Source organism: Streptomyces sp. HNM0575, assembly GCF_012726265.1.
Classification (GTDB): Bacteria; Actinomycetota; Actinomycetes; order Streptomycetales; family Streptomycetaceae; genus Streptomyces.
In genome coordinates, this window is the sequence record NZ_JAASAG010000007.1 from 242,501 (window position 1) to 258,698 (window position 16,198).

Annotated in this window: 15 protein-coding genes and 1 pseudogene; 5 read left to right on the forward strand and 11 right to left on the reverse strand. The window is 72.3% G+C overall.

Features of this window, described 5'->3' with window-relative positions; all coding sequences use genetic code 11:
- Positions 1–63 precede the first annotated feature (63 nt).
- Together HCC61_RS18520 and HCC61_RS18525 are read right to left on the reverse strand one after the other, a co-directional pair.
- Positions 64–426: a hypothetical protein gene (locus tag HCC61_RS18520; protein ID WP_240969092.1), complete on the reverse strand. Its 363-nt coding sequence runs from the start codon at positions 424–426 to the stop codon at positions 64–66.
- A gap of 75 nt (positions 427–501) precedes the next feature.
- Positions 502–1,173, reverse strand: a complete 672-nt coding sequence (locus tag HCC61_RS18525; protein WP_169136659.1) for a class I SAM-dependent methyltransferase — start codon at positions 1,171–1,173, stop codon at positions 502–504.
- Positions 1,174–1,299: 126 nt separating this feature from the next.
- Between HCC61_RS18525 and HCC61_RS18530 the strand changes: the two genes are divergently transcribed.
- The 3 genes from HCC61_RS18530 to HCC61_RS18540 all read left to right on the forward strand — a co-directional run bounded on the left by HCC61_RS18530 (position 1,300) and on the right by HCC61_RS18540 (position 3,741).
- The gene (locus HCC61_RS18530) at positions 1,300–1,791 is read left to right on the forward strand and encodes a hypothetical protein (protein WP_169136661.1); all 492 of its coding nucleotides are present in this window, start codon (positions 1,300–1,302) and stop codon (positions 1,789–1,791) included.
- A gap of 274 nt (positions 1,792–2,065) precedes the next feature.
- Entirely contained in the window at positions 2,066–2,947 is an 882-nt protein-coding gene (locus tag HCC61_RS18535) for a Scr1 family TA system antitoxin-like transcriptional regulator (RefSeq protein WP_169136663.1), read from the forward strand.
- Positions 2,944–3,741: an SAM-dependent methyltransferase gene (locus HCC61_RS18540; protein ID WP_169136665.1), complete on the forward strand. Its 798-nt coding sequence runs from the start codon at positions 2,944–2,946 to the stop codon at positions 3,739–3,741. The genes HCC61_RS18535 and HCC61_RS18540 overlap by 4 nt, the downstream gene beginning before the upstream one ends.
- A gap of 54 nt (positions 3,742–3,795) precedes the next feature.
- Here HCC61_RS18540 and HCC61_RS18545 read toward each other — a convergent pair whose 3' ends face one another.
- Positions 3,796–3,996 carry a hypothetical protein gene (locus HCC61_RS18545; RefSeq protein WP_169136667.1) on the reverse strand — a complete coding sequence of 67 codons (201 nt, stop codon included), beginning with the start codon at positions 3,994–3,996 and terminating at the stop codon, positions 3,796–3,798.
- A gap of 226 nt (positions 3,997–4,222) precedes the next feature.
- Positions 4,223–4,687, reverse strand: coding sequence for a PPOX class F420-dependent oxidoreductase (locus tag HCC61_RS18550; RefSeq protein WP_169136669.1), 465 nt, complete (start codon positions 4,685–4,687; stop codon positions 4,223–4,225).
- Positions 4,688–4,887: 200 nt separating this feature from the next.
- Here HCC61_RS18550 and HCC61_RS31530 point away from each other — a divergent pair, with 200 nt between their 5' ends.
- Positions 4,888–5,802: a PPOX class F420-dependent oxidoreductase gene (locus HCC61_RS31530; protein WP_169136671.1), complete on the forward strand. Its 915-nt coding sequence runs from the start codon at positions 4,888–4,890 to the stop codon at positions 5,800–5,802.
- Positions 5,803–6,046: 244 nt separating this feature from the next.
- Here HCC61_RS31530 and HCC61_RS18560 read toward each other — a convergent pair whose 3' ends face one another.
- Positions 6,047–6,973, reverse strand: coding sequence for a hypothetical protein (locus HCC61_RS18560; RefSeq protein ID WP_169137012.1), 927 nt, complete (start codon positions 6,971–6,973; stop codon positions 6,047–6,049).
- Between the two features lie 279 nt (positions 6,974–7,252).
- On the opposite strand from HCC61_RS18560, the pseudogene HCC61_RS18565 reads away from it, so the two are divergent.
- Positions 7,253–7,543: pseudogene (locus HCC61_RS18565) on the forward strand (chorismate mutase); the annotation flags it as partial.
- Between the two features lie 194 nt (positions 7,544–7,737).
- Here the strand turns inward: HCC61_RS18565 and pyk are convergent.
- From pyk to HCC61_RS18595, 6 genes are all read right to left on the reverse strand, one after another.
- Positions 7,738–9,174 (reverse strand): pyruvate kinase, encoded by a 1,437-nt coding sequence (gene pyk / locus HCC61_RS18570; protein ID WP_169136673.1) that lies wholly within the window; start codon positions 9,172–9,174, stop codon positions 7,738–7,740.
- Between the two features lie 191 nt (positions 9,175–9,365).
- Entirely contained in the window at positions 9,366–10,085 is a 720-nt protein-coding gene (locus HCC61_RS18575) for an SIMPL domain-containing protein (protein ID WP_169136675.1), read from the reverse strand.
- 48 nt (positions 10,086–10,133) lie between these two features.
- Positions 10,134–10,517, reverse strand: a complete 384-nt coding sequence (locus tag HCC61_RS18580) for a VOC family protein (protein WP_169136677.1) — start codon at positions 10,515–10,517, stop codon at positions 10,134–10,136.
- 178 nt (positions 10,518–10,695) lie between these two features.
- Complete coding sequence (locus HCC61_RS18585; protein ID WP_169136679.1) at positions 10,696–12,237, reverse strand: SidA/IucD/PvdA family monooxygenase; 1,542 nt, start codon at positions 12,235–12,237, stop codon at positions 10,696–10,698.
- Positions 12,234–14,048, reverse strand: coding sequence for an aminotransferase class V-fold PLP-dependent enzyme (locus HCC61_RS18590; RefSeq protein ID WP_206322656.1), 1,815 nt, complete (start codon positions 14,046–14,048; stop codon positions 12,234–12,236). Before HCC61_RS18590 ends, HCC61_RS18585 begins: the two co-directional genes overlap by 4 nt.
- 294 nt (positions 14,049–14,342) lie before the next feature.
- Positions 14,343–16,196, reverse strand: coding sequence for a coagulation factor 5/8 type domain-containing protein (locus tag HCC61_RS18595; RefSeq protein WP_169136681.1), 1,854 nt, complete (start codon positions 16,194–16,196; stop codon positions 14,343–14,345).
- Positions 16,197–16,198: the final 2 nt, after the last annotated feature.

Sequence of the window (16,198 nt, forward strand, 5' to 3'; positions counted from 1 at the left end):
CGCCCACCACCCGACCGGGGCGGGTGCCGTGGTGTGCGTGCGGATCCCCGTCCTGCCGCTCGCTCAGCCGTCGTACGCGCCGTACGCGCTGAACTCGCCGTACTCTCCGGCCTCTTCGTATGCTCCGGCTGCCGCGGCACGCCGGGCCAGCCGGCTCTCGCGCCGGCCTTCGTAGCGCTCCCTGCGGTTGCTCGCCTTCACCATCCGCTGCCACTCCTTGACGCAGCCGCGCCTGTTGCATCCGGAACAGCAGCTGCGAGTGAACAGCAGCGCGTCGGGGTGCTCCCAGCGGCAGCGGGTGCCGCCCTGCTCGCGGGCCGGCCGGGGCGGCAGGTCGCAGTCGCCGAAGCGGTGGTCGTGCACGGGGCGCGGTGCGTGCTCCGCGTGGCGGACCCACAGCGGCTTCGTCTTGTCCGTACGGGACATCGCGTTCCTTCCGGAACCGCCGCCCGGACTCCCGGACTCTCCGGGCGGGCGGCTAGGTTCGGAACCTCACCGCGATCACCTCCCTCCCCTGTCCGCGGAACCGGCCGCGCGACCGGCCCGGTACACCAGCAGATACCGCCACCACAGCAGCCTGCGCAGCGTCGCGCCGGGCAGCAGCCGTGCGGCCTCCGCCCTGGTCTCGGCGTACGACAGCGGCGGCGGCCAGACGATCGGCACCTGCACCGGCGGCTCCGCACGGCGGAAGTGCAGCAGCCGCTGCGTGTTGAGCACGGCCAGCGCGGGCAGCGCGCACACGAAGTCGGCCGCCGTCCTGGCCGGAAGGAGCCCCACCACGGCCAGGACCCCGCCCGGGGCGAGGGCCTTCCGCAGCGTCAGCACCGTCTCGAACGGCATGTGGTGGAGGCTGGCGACGCACGAGATGAAGTCGTAGCGCCCGTCGGGCAGTTGGCCCTCGTCGCCCTCGCGGATGTCGGCCTGGCGACCCTCGCGGATGTCGGCCTGGCGGAAGCGGGGGCCCGGGCTCTCCGCGGTCGCGCCGGCGCTCTCGGCCCGCGCCGCCCGGATGACATCCGCGTCGGCGTCCACGCCCTCGACGTCCAGTCCGTGCCTCGCCAGCAGCCGTGCGAAGCGCCCCGTACCGCACCCGACGTCGAGCGCGGTGCGCGCGCCGTCCGGCACCTGCCTCAACAGCAGCGGGTGGTAATGGTCGTTGAAGTCGAACGCCACGCGCCCGGACCCTACCGGTGCCCGCCCGCGCGCCACCACGGAATTACGTGGGGGCGTTCCCGGAGATCGGCGGAACCGTCCGCGCACCTCTTCCGTCAGAGCGGTGAAGCAGGAGGTAGATCGAAGATGCGACGCAGCACGACAGGCACCACCCGACGCAAGGCCGCGCTCGTCCTGGCCCCGGCGATGGCCGCCGTGGCGCTGACGGCGACGGCCTGCGGGGGCGACGGGCAGACCGTCAGCAGCAAGCCCGCGGAGAAGCAGACCCGCTTCGAGAAGCGAGCCGCGCAGATCGAGCAGGTCTGGCCGAAGGTGGACAAGACCAAGGGCAGGCACCGGGACATGCTGCCGCTCGAAGCCGCCCAGCGGCCCGTGCACGGCAAGGAGGACAACCTGACCGTGACCGTCGGGCACGGCGGATGCGAGACGAAGTACGGGGCCCGCGTGCACGAGACGAGCAAGCTCGTGATCGTCTCGGGCTGGTCGAAGCAGGACAAGAAGGCCGACTTCTGCACCAAGCAGATCGTCACGGACAAGACCAAGGTCGAGCTGAAGAGCGAACTGGGCAAGCGCACCGTCGTCGACGCGGCGACGGGCAAGACCCTGCTGAAGGGCTGATTCACAGCCGAATACACGGCCCCGCGAGGGCTGAGCGACTCCGCGTACGGGCGTCGCGGCAGCCCCGCGGCCACTGAACGCCGGTTGGCTCCCGGCTGGCAGGCCCCGCACCACGTTCTCGTGGTGCGGGGCCTGCCGTGTGCAGATGCAGGTCTGATAGTTTCGGCCCGACCTCGTCCTATTTCTCCGACCCACCATCACAACCACGCGGCGGTCAGGGGGACTTGAGAAGCATCCGTGCTCTCCGGTGTCCGTCGCGGACAGGAGCCTGTGCGTGAGCGAGGCACTGCCGAGCGGCCAGAGTGCGCCCACGGTGCTGCGTATCGTCCTCGGGAAGCGGCTTAAGGAGCTGCGGGAGACCCGGGGCATCTCCCTGGAGGGTGCGGCGAAGGCGCTGAGCGTCAGCCATCTGACGATCCGCCGTATCGAGAACGCCCAAGTGAGCCTGAAGATCCCGTATGTGAGGGAGCTGCTGAGGCTCTACGAGGTCACCGAGGAGGAGACCCGCGACTTCACGGGCATGGCCGAGCGCGCCAACGAGCCTGGCTGGTGGCACGACTACAAGACGGCACTGCCCGACTGGTTCCGCGCATACGTCTCCCTGGAGACGGCCGCGCAGGTCATCCGCGTCTACGAACCGCACTACATGACGGGCCTGTTGCAGACCCGCGACTACGCACGGGCCGTGATCCGCGCCGGCTTCCCCTACGAGTCGGAGGACGCCCTCGAACACCGCGTCGACCTGCGGCTGCGCAGACAGGCGCTGCTCGATTCGCCCGACATGCCGACGCTGTGGGTGGTCCTGGAGGAGGCGGCGCTGCGGCGCCTGGTCGGCGGTCCCGCCGTGATGCGCACGCAGATCGAGCGTCTGATGGAGGCCGCGCAGCACCCCCGCATCACGCTCCGCATCCTTCCGCTGGCCGCCGGCGCGCACTCCGGTACGAGCGGCCACATGACGTATTTCCGCTTCCAGGAACGGGAGTTGCAGGACATCGTCTACACGGAGGTGGGTCTCACCAGCGCCGTGTACCTGGACCAGCGGCCCGACGTGGTGGCGCACCTGGAGGCCTACACCCGCGTCTCGCGGCTCGCCTCCGAGCTGCTGCCCGACACGCGCACCTATCTCGACCATCTGCGAAAGGAGTTCAACAGATGACGGACTCCTCCGAGGTCGACACGAGCAGACCGCACGCCGCGCGCATCTACGACTACATTCTGGGCGGCAAGGACTGGTTCCCCGTCGACAAGGAGGCGGGGGAGCAGGTCACGAGGATCTTCCCCCACATCGCGACGCAGGCCCGCGCGAACCGGGACTACATGCACCGCGCGGTGCGGCTCGTCGCCCGCGAGTTCGGCGTCAGGCAGTTCCTCGACATCGGCACCGGCATCCCCACCGCGCCAAATCTGCACCAGGTCGCCCAGGAGGTGGCCCCCGACAGCAGCGTCGTCTACGCCGATCACGACCCTCTCGTACTCGAGTACGCGGACGCGCTCATGCACAGCACGCCAGAGGGCAGCACCGCCTACGTGCAGGCCGATGTGCGCCGCGACTCCGTCCTCGACAGCCGCGAGGTGCGCGAGACCCTCGACCTGGACAGGCCGGTCGCGCTGTCGCTGCTGGCGCTGCTGCACTTCGTACCGGACGAGCACGGCCCGCAGGAGCTGGTCCGCTCGATGCTGCGACGGCTGGCGCCCGGCAGCTTCCTGCTTCTCTCCCACGCCACCGCCGACTTCGACGAAGAAGGCCAGCTGGAGGGGGTCAAGAAGGTCTACGACCAGAGCGGAACGCCCGTGCAGCTCCGTGGCGAGGCGGAGGTCCGGGTCTTCTTCGACGGGCTGGAGATGATCGAGCCCGGTCTGGTCCCGGTCCACCGCTGGCGGCCCGACGGGCCCACCACGATCAGCGACGCGGAGTCCTGCGTCTACGCGGGAGTGGCCCGCAAGGCCTGAGCCCCGGCTCGGGACTCCGGGCCGCCGATCGTCGGCCGCCGGCGCCGGTCGCCGTCAGTCGATGCCGCGCCAGATGTTCGGCTCGAAGCTGATCTCTTCCTCGTCCTCGACGCCCGCCAGCAGCCACAGCGGCGCCTCCAGCCACACCCCGGGCGGCAGCGGCAGCTCGTCGCCGCCTCTCCCGGCCTCACTCAGCGACCGCGAAGGCGAACCGGCGGTCATGGGCGCGGTGGCCGTGGGCACTGTCATGGTCATCTCTGCGTCAACTCCCCTGTACGACTCGGGCGCAGCAGGCATCCGGGCACAACGAGCCCTGGGATGCGACCGCGTCCCGTAAGGCCCCCGCACTCCGATTCTGACCCGCACGGGCGCACCTCGCAGCCCGAAAAAACAGCGCGGCACGCCGTGCCGGAGCAGGGCAGCGCGGACGACCGGCGGTCACCGTCCGCATACGCCCTGGCAGGGGAGGAGGGACGGGGGCTCAGCCGGCGAGGCGTGCGGGGAAGCCGCCGGTCGCAATCGGCCCCCAGTGCCGCGGCGTGACACGGATCAGGGACTTGCCCTGCTTGAGCATCGCGGAGCGGTACTCGTCCCAGTCGGGGTGCTCGCCGGAGATGTTGCGGAAGTACTCGACGAGCGGCTCCACCGAGTCCGGGCTGTCGACGACCTCGGCGTCGCCGTCGACCTGCACCCACGGGCCGTTCCACTCGTCGGACAGCACGAGGACGCTCACCCTCGGGTCGCGGCGCGCGTTGTGGGTCTTCGCGCGCTCCGGATACGTCGAGACGACGATCCTGCCCGAATCGTCCACGCCGCACGTCAGCGGCGACGCCTGGGGCGACCCGTCGGAGCGGCGGGTGATCAGGATCGCCCGGTGGCGCGGGCGTACGAAGTCGAGCAGACCGTCGAGCTCGACACGGGTGTTGGTGGCGATGGAAGGGCTCATGACGCCGAACGTACGGCATGGCGGCGCTCCTTCGCGCCTGCCGTGTCACGAAAGGCGGCTCCGCACCGTCGAGGTGGAGACAGGTACCGATGCGGTGCCGGTGCGGGCGGCCTCCGGACGGTCGCGCCGACGGCAGCCCCGACGACAGCGCCCCGACGGCGCCGCCCGCAGGCACCGGGACGAGGAATGCGAGGACGGACATGGCGCAGGCAGATACGCGGGACGGCCCGGACGTGGGACACGGGCGCGGCTTCGCGGTGGCGGTGGCTCTGCTGACGGGCTCGGGAACGGCGGTCGCGGGCGTGTGGTGCCTCGCGGCTCCGCATTCCTTCGCGCGGTGGGCCGGCTTTCCCGTACCGGCGCACGGCGGCGGAGCGGCGTCGTCGGCGTCGGCGGAGCACTTCCTGCACGACGTCGGCGCCTTCCAACTCGGGCTGGCGGCGGCGCTGTTGCTCGGCTGCGTCTGGTACGACGCGCTGCTCACAGCGCTCGCGGGCTTCGCGGTCGCCGGCGTCGCGCATACCGCCAACCACCTCGCGGACCTCGGCCTGGGCGGCGAGCGCTGGCAGATCCCCCTGATCGCGGCTGCCGCGCTGGCGGCAGCCGCGGCGTTCGTGGTGCGGCTGCGCGGCCTGGGCTGGGTGACGGGCGGCACCGTCACGGCCGCGGAGCCCCAACTTGCCCCGTACGTACGGCAGAAGACGGTCCTGCTGACGACGTACCGGCGCGACGGGCGAACCGGTGCCACGCCCGTCAGCATCGCCGTCGAAGACGGGCACGCCTACGTACGCAGCTTCGTGAACTCCGTGAAGACCCGCCGCCTGTCCCGCGATCCGCGTGCGCTGGTGGCGCCCGCAACCGGCCTCGGCAGGCGCACCGGACGGCCTCTGCCCGTACGGCTGCGGCTGCTGGAGCGCGGCAGCGCGGAGAACCGGCACGCGGCGCGGATGCTGCGCGCCAAGTACCCCCTGCTGCATGGGGTGTTGGTGCCGCTGATGCACCGGACGCTGATGCGCCGCAAGACGGGGCACACCGTGCACTTCGAGCTGACGGTGGACACCGAGGAGCGCGTGGCGGCCGCGGAGAGCGAGATGGGCGGTCCGCGGGACGCCTGAGCGGGGGCGGCGCGGGTCCGGAGTCGGTCCGGAGCCGGTCCGCGGGACGCCTGAGCCGGGGCCGGGCAGGACCGGAGTCGGGGCGGAGCCGTACCGGAGCCGTACCGGGGCCAGGAGGAGTCCGGCTCGGGGCGCCCGGCGCCGGAACCGGAGCGGCCGCGCCCGGTTCCAGACCCCGGGCGGCCGGACGCGCAGGAGCCGCCCGTGACCCTGAGCCCGCGGTCAGCCCGTGGTCAGCCCGTGGTCAGGTGTCGCAGTCCAGCACCGACCGGCACAGTCCGCACCGCGCCCGCATGCGCCCGCGCACCGGCACGCGGATGCGCTGCTGGCACGTGGGGCAGGGGAAAGACACCCGCACCGGCGAGCGGCTCTCGAAGGCGTACGAGTAGGGATCCGCGTCCGGCGGATACGGCGTGCTGCCCGGCCGGGCCAGGGCGTGACGCCGGTCCCGCGTGTAGCGGCGGCGGCCCGCCCAGCCGGAGACGGCCAGCGGCGGGCGGGTCTCGTCGGCCCGCGCCATCCCGCTGCCCTTGAGATACGCCTCGTACGCCTGCGGGCTGGTGAACCACACCTCCGGGCCCTCGCCGAAGACCGCCGCCCGCTTCGCCAGTACGTATCCGAACTCCTCCGGCGTGAGATAGCCCAGCTTCTGCGAGGAGACCTGGTCCTGCCGGAAGGCGTCCAGCAGCAGCCAGCCTGCGCCGAGGTAGGTGGTGGCGGTGTCGGTGAGGATCTCGTTGTCGCGGGTGCCGGCGAAGGCGAGGCCGAGGCGGTGCAGGCAGACGTGCATCACCTCGTGCGCGAGGGCGGCGCCGATGTCGCGGCGGTGATGCTTGAAGCGGGCGTTCAGCTCGATGAAGTACTCGGGGCCCGCGGCGAGTTCGACGTGCGCCGCGTGCTCCATCTCGCGGAAACTGACGATCATGCGGGCGTCCGGCAGCCGGAACTGCTGCACCATCACGCGCGCGACCCGCTGCACTCCGGTGTAGAGGTCCTCGGAGTCGGAGAAGGCCACGTCACTCGGCGCCACGCTGACGTCGAACTGCCGCACCGTGTCCGGCGAGAGACGCTTGTAGAGCGCGGTGATCGCGGACCGCACGGTCGTCAGATGCGGGAACCCCCGCTCCACGGGATCCGCGGCAGGCCCGGTCGGCGCGCCCTGTGCCGTCATGGACACCACCACCCCCGGAGTTTCCTCGGTCACTGTCACTGTACGGGCGAGGGCCCGCCCGTGCGGCCGTCATAGGGTCGGAGCAGGCCACCATCCCCGCGACCTGGAACGGCAGGCATGGCGAAGACCCACGGCGAGACCAGCGGCACCGGTACGGATTCCGGCACCGGTACGGATTCCGGCGCCGGTACGGATTCCGGTACGGGACCGGGTTCCGCTCCCGCGACCGGCTCGGGCCCCGGCTCCGGCTCCGGCTCCGGCGAGGACACCACATCGGGCGTCGACGAATCCGTACGCGCCGAGCTGACCGCCCTGCGCGACAGCATCGACAACATCGACGCAGCGGTGGTGCACATGCTGGCCGAGCGCTTCAAGTGCACGCAGCGCGTCGGCCGGCTCAAGGCCGACCACGACCTGCCGCCCGCCGACCCGGCACGCGAGGCCCGCCAGATCGCGAGGCTGAGGGAGCTGGCCGTGAGCGCGAAGCTCGATCCGGCCTTCGCGGAGAAGCTGCTGAACTTCGTGATCGCCGAGGTGATCCGCCACCACGAGACGATCGCCCGCACCTGAGACCTGAGACCTGAAACCTTAGAGCGGCCGTGGGCACGGGACGGTCCCGGCACCCGGGACGGGCCTCGCAACGGGCTTCCCGCACCCGCGCCGACGCCGGTGCCCGGCCCTCCGGGTCCGGCGGCAGCCGGACCACGCACGTGCCACCGGGCCCGCCGTACCTTGCCCAGTGCCGGCTCCGGCTCAGTGCCGGCTCAGTGCCTGGGGGCGTCGTCCTCGCCGACGTGGTGGACGCGTACGAGATTCGTGGAGCCGGGCATGCCGGGCGGCGAGCCCGCGGTGATGACGACGAGATCGCCCTTCTCGCAGCGGCCGAGCTTCAGCAGCTGCTCGTCGACCTGGTCGACCATCTCGTCCGTGCTCTGCACCGTCGGCCCGAAGAAGGCCTCGACGCCCCAGGTGACGCTGAGCTGCGCACGCGTGGCGGGGTCCGGGGTGAAGGCCACCACCGGCACCGGCGAGCGGTACCGCGAGAGCCGGCGGACCGTGTCGCCGGACTGCGTGAACGCCACCAGATACCTGGCCCCGAGGAAATCGCCCATCTCCGCCGCCGCCCGCGCGACCGCACCGCCCTGCGTACGCGGCTTGCTGTGCTCGTCCAGCGGCGGCAGGCCCTTGGCGAGCACGTCCTTCTCGGCCGCCTCGACGATGCGCCCCATCGTCCTGACCGTCTCGGCGGGGTGCTTCCCCACGCTCGTCTCGCCCGAGAGCATCACCGCGTCGGTGCCGTCCATGACGGCGTTGGCGACGTCGGAGACCTCCGCGCGCGTCGGGCGGGAGGCCTCGATCATCGAATCCAGCATCTGCGTGGCAACGATGACGGGCTTGGCGTTGCGCCGGCACAGCTTGATCGCGCGCTTCTGCACCAGCGGCACCGACTCCAGCGGCATCTCGACGCCGAGGTCGCCGCGGGCGACCATCACACCGTCGAAGGCGTCGACGACCGACTCCAGATTCGTCACGCCCTGTGGCTTCTCCAGCTTCGCGATCACGGGAAGGAAGCGGTCCTCCTCCGCCATGATCCGGTGCACCTCCTTGACGTCGTCGCCGCTGCGCACGAACGACAGCGCGATGACGTCGGCACCGGTGCGCAGCGCCCAGCGCAGGTCCTCGATGTCCTTCTCCGACAGGGCCGGCACGGAGACGGCGACGCCGGGGAGGTTGAGGCCCTTGTGGTCGGAGACCATGCCGCCCTCGACGACGACGGTCTGCACGACGGGACCGTCGACGGCGGTCACCTCCAGCGTGACCCTGCCGTCGTCGACGAGGATGCGCTCGCCGCGCGAGACGTCGGCGGCCAGGCCGGAGTAGGTGGTGCCGCAACAGGAGCGGTCGCCCTCCACCTGCTCGACGGTGATGGCGAACTGGTCGCCGCGTTCAAGAAGTACCGGTCCCTCACGGAAGCGGCCGAGCCGGATCTTCGGGCCTTGAAGATCGGCGAGGACGCCCACGGCGCGGCCCGCCTCCTCGGCGGCCCTGCGCACGCGGTGGTAGCGCTCCTCGTGCTCGGCGTGCGAGCCATGGCTCATGTTGAACCTGGCCACGTCCATCCCGGCGTCGACGAGCTCCTTGATCTGCTCGTACGAGTGGCTGGCGGGGCCCAGTGTGCTGACGATCCTTGCGCGGCGCATGCCATGACCCTACGACTTACCCGCAGGTAGAGACCTGCTCGCTGTGGATTCGTCAACGTCCTTTACTGAGGCGGCCATTGACAACTTCTAAAGTGAGGGGTCACTCGCTCCGATGAGCGCGCCGGGGCCGGCGGTACGGAGCCGTGTGCCCCTACCGGCGGGCCGATGCACCCGCTGCGGGGCCCGCCGTCTCAGAGCGTCGGCCTGCTCATCAGGAAGCGGGCGTTGACCTGTGCCTGCACCCGCTGCCGCTGTGGTTCCAGATCCAGCGCCGGTGCGGCTTCCCCGCTCTGCGCGCCCCCGTATCCCGCCGAGCGCCCCCGGAAGGACGGGGCCGAGGACGGAGTGCTGTTCTCCGCGCCCAGATCGGCCAGTTCCACCAGCGCCACCAGCTCCGCGTCCAGTGCCGCCGCGTACTCCCTGGCCCGCGTCACCGCCTCCCGCACCGCCTGCTGCCGCGCCTCACGGTGCGCGGGGGAGTCCTCACGCAGCTCCCACCACGGGCCCTCGACGCGCGTCAGCTCCAGCTCCGCGAGGCGTGTGGTCATCTCCCCGAGCGCCGTGAAGTCCGCGACGGAGGCCGTGATCCGCACGCTGCCGTTGTACGTGCGCACCCGCTCACGGCGGCCCTTCTCCGTCAGCTCCGGCGAGACCGAGAAGGTGCCCGTCGAGAGCTTCTCCACGGCCTCCCCGTAGCCCTTCAGCAGCTCCAGCACGTCGGAGTTGCGGCGCGTCAGGGACTCCAGCGCCTCCCGCCGGTCGGTGCCGCGCGCGCTCACCGTCACCGTGATGCGGGCGATCTCCGGGTCGAACTCGAGGCTGGCTTCGCCGCGGACGGCCACCCTCGGCTCGTCGGCGGTGCCGTAGGGGAGAGGGCCGGTGGCTGCGGAGTGACCGGGTGTGTTCGTCATGCGGTCACTCTCGCAGAACCCGTTTCGGGGCGCGGGGCATCACCGGGATCACCCCGCGGCCGGGAGGACGGGGAGGTGGCAGACGGCTTCGACGTTGTTGCCGTCGGGGTCGCGCACGAACGCCCCGTAGTACGACTCGTGGTACTCGGGCCACAGCCGGGGCGCGTGCAGCACCCCGGCGCCCGCCGCGACCGCGGCGTCGTGGAACGCGTCGACCGCCGCGCGGTCCGCCGCCGCGAACGCGATGTGCACCTCGCGGGCCTCGCCTCCGGCGGCCGTGGGACCGAGCCAGAAGGCGGGAGCGGTGGTGCCGTATCCGACGACGTCGCCGAAGTCGAGGACGCGCCCCGCGCCAAGTGGCGCCAGGACGGCGTCGTAGAAGGCCGCCGCGGCGGCCGGATCCTGCGTCTGAATCGAAATGTGATCGAACATCCCGGCAGTCTGTCATCGCCCGGGCGCGCTGTCAGCGGAACGTACGGACCCGCCGCCGGAGGGCGGGAGCCGGCCGTCGGCCCGTGGGGTCGCCGCGCCCCTGCCCCCGCCATTGCCCCTGTCCCTGTCCCTGTCCCTGTCCCGCCGTGCGCTCACCGGCCGCGCCTCCGCCGCCGCTCTACGTCATACGCAGCGGCCGGAAGTCCGAGTGCTGCCGGTCCGCCTGCTCGGCGACCCCCGGCGCACCGTTCGCCAGCGCCCCCTCGGGCCGCAGCCCGAACGTCGTGAACGCCGTACGCCGCGGAATCCGGTAACACTCCCGCCCCGTCAGCGAGTTGAGGATCACCGCGCTGCGGTGCGCGGCGAGGCCCAGATCCGGCGCACCCACGCCGTGCGTGTGCCGCTCGGCGTTCTGCACGTACACCGCGCCCGACACCGAACGGTCCATGACCAGCCGGTACTGCTCGTCGACCCGCGGCCGCTCCGACTCGTCCCTGCGCAGCCACGGCTCGAGCGACGCCAGGACGCCGCCCAGCGGACGCTCCCGGTAGCCCGTCGCCAGCACCACGGCGTCCGTCGCCAGCCGCGTGCGTACGCCCTGCTCGATGTGCTCCAGATGCAGTTCCACCCGCGTCGCACCGATGCGCCCGGCCGTGCGCACGGCAACGCCCGGCGTGAGCACCGCGTCCGGCCAGCCGCCCTCCAGCGTCCGGTGGTACAGCTCGTCGTGCACGGCGGCCAGCGTGCCGTGGTCGACGGCCTTGTGCAGCTGCCACTGCCGGGGCACGAGGCCGTCGCGCACCGACTCGGGCAGTCCGTGGAAGTAGCTGGTGTAGTCCGGGGTGAAGTGCTCCAGGCCCAGCTTGCTGTATTCCATGGGCGCGAACGCGGCGCTGCGCGTCAGCCAGTGCAGCCCCTCCCTGCCCGCGGGGCGGCGGCGCAGCAGGTCGAGGAAGACCTCCGCACCCGACTGGCCCGAACCGACGACCGTGATGTGCCCGGCCTCCAGCAGCCGTTCGCGGTGGTCGAGATAGCCGGAGGAGTGCACCACGGGCGCCCCCGCCCCCACGGACGAGGCCAGCGAGCGCAGCGGCTCCGGCACATGCGGGGCGGTGCCGACGCCGAGCACGAGACTGCGGGCGTACGAACTGCCCTGCGCTACGGGCCCGTCGGGTCCGAGGCGGGTGAAGTCGGCCTCGAACAGGCGCAGTTCGGGATGCCACCGCACCGCGTCGACGCGATGGCCGAAGTGCACGCTCTCCAGCTGCCCGCACACCCAGCGGCAGTACGCGTCGTACTCGGCGCGCTCGATGTGGAAGCGCTCCGCGAAATAGAAGGGGAAGAGCCGCTCGCGCTCCTTGAGGAAGGCGAGGAAGGACCAGGGGCTCGCGGGGTCGGCGAGGGTCACCAGGTCGGCGAGGAAGGGCACTTGGAGGGTGGCGCCCTCGATGAGCATGCCCGGATGCCACTGGAAGCCCGCCTGCTGCTCGTAGAACGCGGTGCGCAGGCCCGGGACGCCGTGGGCGAGGGCGGCGAGGGAGAGGTTGAACGGGCCGATGCCGACGCCCAGCAGGTCCAGGGGCGGGCCGCCCTGCCCGCCGCCGTCGGCCCCGGCCTCCCCGGCACCGGCGGTGGCCGGGCGGCGCTGTACGGGCACGGTCGACGCGGGCTGGGCGGCCGCGGGGGGCTGTGCGGTGAGCGGACGGTCGGCTGTCGTCATGGCCGGGTGCTCCTTGCGGTGCTGGTGGTGCCGTCGGTGCCTGCGGTGCCGGTGGTTTCCGCGTCGCCGGTCGCTTCCGGGCCGCCGGGCGCTTCTGGGCCGCCGGGCGTGCCCGCGCGGCTCGTGGTGCCGCTCGCGTCGGTGGTGAAGGCGGCGCCGTCAGCGACCCCGGTCACGGGTGCCGGCCGGGAGCCCGCTGCGGGATGCGGCGCCGGAGCGGACGGCACGGCGTCCCGTACGAGCTTCAGCAGGGACTCCAGATCACTGCGGCGCGCATACGGATTGAGGAGCGTCGCCTTCAGCCAGCGGCCACCGCCGGAACCGCCCCCGGAACCACCGCCCGAACCGGCCCCGGGACCACCGCCTCCGCCTGGACCGGCGCCCGGACCGCCGTCCCGACCCGCGTCCATGTCGGCGCGCCCCAGCACCGCGCGGCCCTCCGCCATCAGCCGCCGCCGCACCGATGCCACCGCCGCGCCGTCGGCGCCCACGGGACGGAACAGCACCGTCGACAGCTCCGGCATGCCGAACAGCTCCAACGCCGGGTCGTCCGCGACCAGTTCGGCCAGCTCACGCGCCACGTCGCACGTCCGCTCGACGAGGGCGCCCATCCCGCTGCGGCCCAGCGCGCGCAGCGTGACGGCCATCTTCAGAACGTCGGGCCGACGCGTCGTACGCAGCGAGCGGCCCAGCAGATCGGGAAGTCCGGCGTCGCTGTCGTCACCGGCGTTGAGATACTCCGCGCGGTGTTCGAGCGGCGCGAGGTCCCGCCCGTCCGGCACCGCGAACAGCCCGGCCGCGACGGGCTGCCAGCCCAGCTTGTGCAGATCGAGGGTGACGCTGTGCGCCCGCTCCAGCCCGGCCAGCCGCGCACGCAGCCGGCGGCTGAAGAGCAGCATGCCGCCGTACGCCGCGTCCACATGCAGCCGGGCTCCGAACTCCCGGGCGACTTCGGCGAGTTCGTCGAGCGGATCGATGGCGCCCGCGTCGGTCGTACCGGCCGTCGCGACCACCAGCACCCGCCTGCCCGGCCGTCGGGTCATCAGCGTGCCGCGCAGCGCCCCGGCGGTGAGCACACCCGACGGGGACGGCACGCGCACCGGCTCGGGCAGGCCCAGCAGCCAGGCCGCGCGGTGCACGCTGTGATGTGCGGCCTCCCCGCACACGACGCGGACGTCCGGGCCGAGCCGTTCGCGGGCCAGGAGCAGGCCCAGCTGGTTCGACTCCGTACCGCCCGTGGTCACCAGAGCGTCAGGGACACCCGGCACGCCCGGTCCGCCGGGAGCGCCCGGGGCCCCGTGCCCGCCGTAGACGTGCCCGCTGTCGCCGTGTCCGCCGTCGCCCTTCCCGCCGTAGACGAGACGCGCCAGCTCCCGGCACGTACGGGCCTCCAACTCCGAGGCGGCGGGCGCCTGATCCCACGAGTCCAGCGACGGATTGAGCACGCTCGCGGCGAGATCGGCGGCCGCGGCGACGGCGAGCGGCGGACAGTGCAGATGCGCCGCGCACAGCGGGTCGGCCGGATCGGCCGCGCCCTCCGCCACCGCCCGCACCAGCGAAGCCAGCGCCTCCCGCTCGCCCGTGCCCCGCTCCGGCAGCACACCGCCACCGCCGCGCAGCACCTCGGCGACCCGGGCGGCCACCTGCCGCGGTCCGCCGCCGGGCAGCGGCCCGCAGCGCCGCGCGGCACCCTCCTCCAGCGCGTCGGTCACCACGGCCGTCAACGGCCGCAGCGCCGCGGCCCCTTGGGTGCCGCCGGCGAGCGGCGGGGCGGCAGCAGCGGTGCCGGCGGGCACGGTCGGGAGCGGCATGAGCGGAGATCCTTCGCCGTCGCGGTCCCACAGCCCCCGGTCCGGGGGCACACGAGAGGTGCCCGCCGGACCGGCAAGGAGTGGTGAGGAGGCCCTAACCTACGTGCGTACGGCGTCAGTTGATCTCGTTACCGGTCCGGTTCGCCCGAAGGGGTGATCGGGGATGACCGCGGAAAGTTCAGCGGGCTTCCCGGGGCCCGCTCGTGGTGCTCGCCCCGGGAAGCCCGCCTGCACCGGTGCGCGTCAGCACCGGTGCGCGCGAGCGGCGCCGCCCAACGCCGCCCGGCGTCCCTGTCACGGGTAGGACGTCACCGTCGCGACCTGGCTGTCGCCGTTGGCCGGTCCGCCCGTGTTGTTGACGACGTGAGCGATCGTGCCCTTGCCGCCGAGCGACACCGACGTCATGTGCTGCAACTTCACGCCCTCCGCCTGCGGCACCTCGAACGAACGGTCCGCGACGACGGAGTTGTTGACGTCGAAGAAGCAGTAACTGCCCAACCCGAAGGCCTGGTGCTCCTTGACGGACTTGTCGACCTTGTAGGCCGCGTAGCCACGCGTGTCGCCGTTCATCCAGGCGTCCTGGTCCGGCGGGTCGTAGGGCATCTCGTTCTGGAAGAAGTACGTGCGGCCGCGCTCGCCGTTCCAGACCACCTGGTACTTCTTGTAGTGCTCCGCGAACAGCCCGTACGCCGTCACGTCGCTGCCGTTGACGATCAGCCCGGTGTCGGCCGGGTTGGTGTCCCAGCCGACGCCGTCGCCGTGGTCGGCGCGCCACAGCCACAGATGGTCGGCGATGACGTGGGAGCTGTTGATGACGAGGCTGGTCTCCGACTTGGCCGCGCCCGCCCCGCCGATGCGCACGAACACGTCGTGCAGCGACGTCGGATTGGCGGAGTGGTCCGCGTCGGCGCCCTTCGGGCCGACCTCGATCAGCGTGGGCGAGTTCTCCTTGCCCGCCTCGACGAGGAAGCCCGCGAGCTTCACCCCGTCCACGTCCGCGACCTTCAGCACGGCGTGGCCGCCCTTCGGCGTGAGCGTGGCCAGGCCCAGGCCCAGTACGACCGTGTTCTTCTTCGTGACCGCCAGCGGCTCGTCCAGCTCGTAGATCCCCGGCGTCAGCAGCAGGTGCTTGCCGTCCTTGAGCGCCGAGTTCAGCTCGGACGCCGTGTCGCCGGCCTTCGCGATGCGGAAGCCGTCCAGCGGCAGCGACTCGCCCTTCGGGGCGCCGCCCGACCAGCTCGCGCCGGTCGCGTCCTCACGCACCGCGGGCACGAACACCTGGTAGGCGCCGTCCTTGTCGACGTACAGGAACGGCTTCTCCCGCACCTTCGGCGCCGACTCGACGGTCGTGTTCGGGGGCTTGGGGAAGCCGTCGCCGCCCGGGGCGTTCTTCGCGCCCACGAAGACCATGTTCCAGTTGGAGCCCTCCCAGCTGTCCCACTCGGTGTTGCGCGAGAGCCACTGCTGCTGCGTGCCCGAGCGCACCTGACCGTCCACCACGGTGTCCGCCATCAGACCGCCGCTGGACCAGCCGCCGTCGTCCAGTTCCAGATCGCCCTTCACATGCATGCGGCGGTACGGGGCGGCCTGCGAGACCGCCCAGCGGTCCTTGCCGCCCTTCGGCGTCACCGCGATGCCCTCGGCCGAACGCCAGAAGTTCTGCGTGGCGTTGCCGTCGAACCAGTCCGCCTCCGCGTGCACCGCGCCCGAGACCTTCACATCGTCCGGGGTCAGGCCGAGACCTGCGACCTGGGTGAAGAAGCCGACGTTCACATCGGCCTCGTACGAGCCCGGCTTGAACAGGAAGGCGTGCCGCGCCTTGCCGAACTGGGCCTTCTCCTGGTCCTTGAAGACGGAGTCGACCTTCGCCTGGATGTCCTTCGCGGAGGTGTCCGGGCCGAACACGGACACGTTCGGGCCGAAATCGGGCTCCGCGGCCGACGCACCGGAACGGCCCGTGAGGCCGAACGCGGAAGCGGCCTTGGGCGCGGCGGCCAGGCCGACTCCGCCCAGTCCGGCGGCGGCGAGCGTCGCGAGCACCGTGCGGCGGCGGACCACCGGGCGGGACGGCGGTGCGGAGGCGTCGGTGGTGAGCGGCTTACTGCCGGACTCACCGACGCCGTTGGGCGACTGGGGTGTGGGGGACATGG

Excerpts from the sequence above, each read along its gene's own strand:
- HCC61_RS18520 (WP_240969092.1), bottom strand. The coding sequence starts at position 426 with ATGTCCCGTACGGACAAGACGAAGCCGCTGTGGGTCCGCCACGCGGAG.
- HCC61_RS18530 (WP_169136661.1), top strand. The coding sequence starts at position 1,300 with ATGCGACGCAGCACGACAGGCACCACCCGACGCAAGGCCGCGCTCGTC.
- HCC61_RS18540 (WP_169136665.1), top strand. The coding sequence starts at position 2,944 with ATGACGGACTCCTCCGAGGTCGACACGAGCAGACCGCACGCCGCGCGC.
- HCC61_RS18545 (WP_169136667.1), bottom strand. The coding sequence starts at position 3,996 with ATGACCATGACAGTGCCCACGGCCACCGCGCCCATGACCGCCGGTTCG.
- HCC61_RS18550 (WP_169136669.1), bottom strand. The coding sequence starts at position 4,687 with ATGAGCCCTTCCATCGCCACCAACACCCGTGTCGAGCTCGACGGTCTG.
- HCC61_RS31530 (WP_169136671.1), top strand. The coding sequence starts at position 4,888 with ATGGCGCAGGCAGATACGCGGGACGGCCCGGACGTGGGACACGGGCGC.
- HCC61_RS18560 (WP_169137012.1), bottom strand. The coding sequence starts at position 6,973 with ATGACGGCACAGGGCGCGCCGACCGGGCCTGCCGCGGATCCCGTGGAG.
- pyk (WP_169136673.1), bottom strand. The coding sequence starts at position 9,174 with ATGCGCCGCGCAAGGATCGTCAGCACACTGGGCCCCGCCAGCCACTCG.
- HCC61_RS18575 (WP_169136675.1), bottom strand. The coding sequence starts at position 10,085 with ATGACGAACACACCCGGTCACTCCGCAGCCACCGGCCCTCTCCCCTAC.
- HCC61_RS18580 (WP_169136677.1), bottom strand. The coding sequence starts at position 10,517 with ATGTTCGATCACATTTCGATTCAGACGCAGGATCCGGCCGCCGCGGCG.
- HCC61_RS18585 (WP_169136679.1), bottom strand. The coding sequence starts at position 12,237 with ATGACGACAGCCGACCGTCCGCTCACCGCACAGCCCCCCGCGGCCGCC.
- HCC61_RS18590 (WP_206322656.1), bottom strand. The coding sequence starts at position 14,048 with ATGCCGCTCCCGACCGTGCCCGCCGGCACCGCTGCTGCCGCCCCGCCG.
- HCC61_RS18595 (WP_169136681.1), bottom strand. The coding sequence starts at position 16,196 with ATGTCCCCCACACCCCAGTCGCCCAACGGCGTCGGTGAGTCCGGCAGT.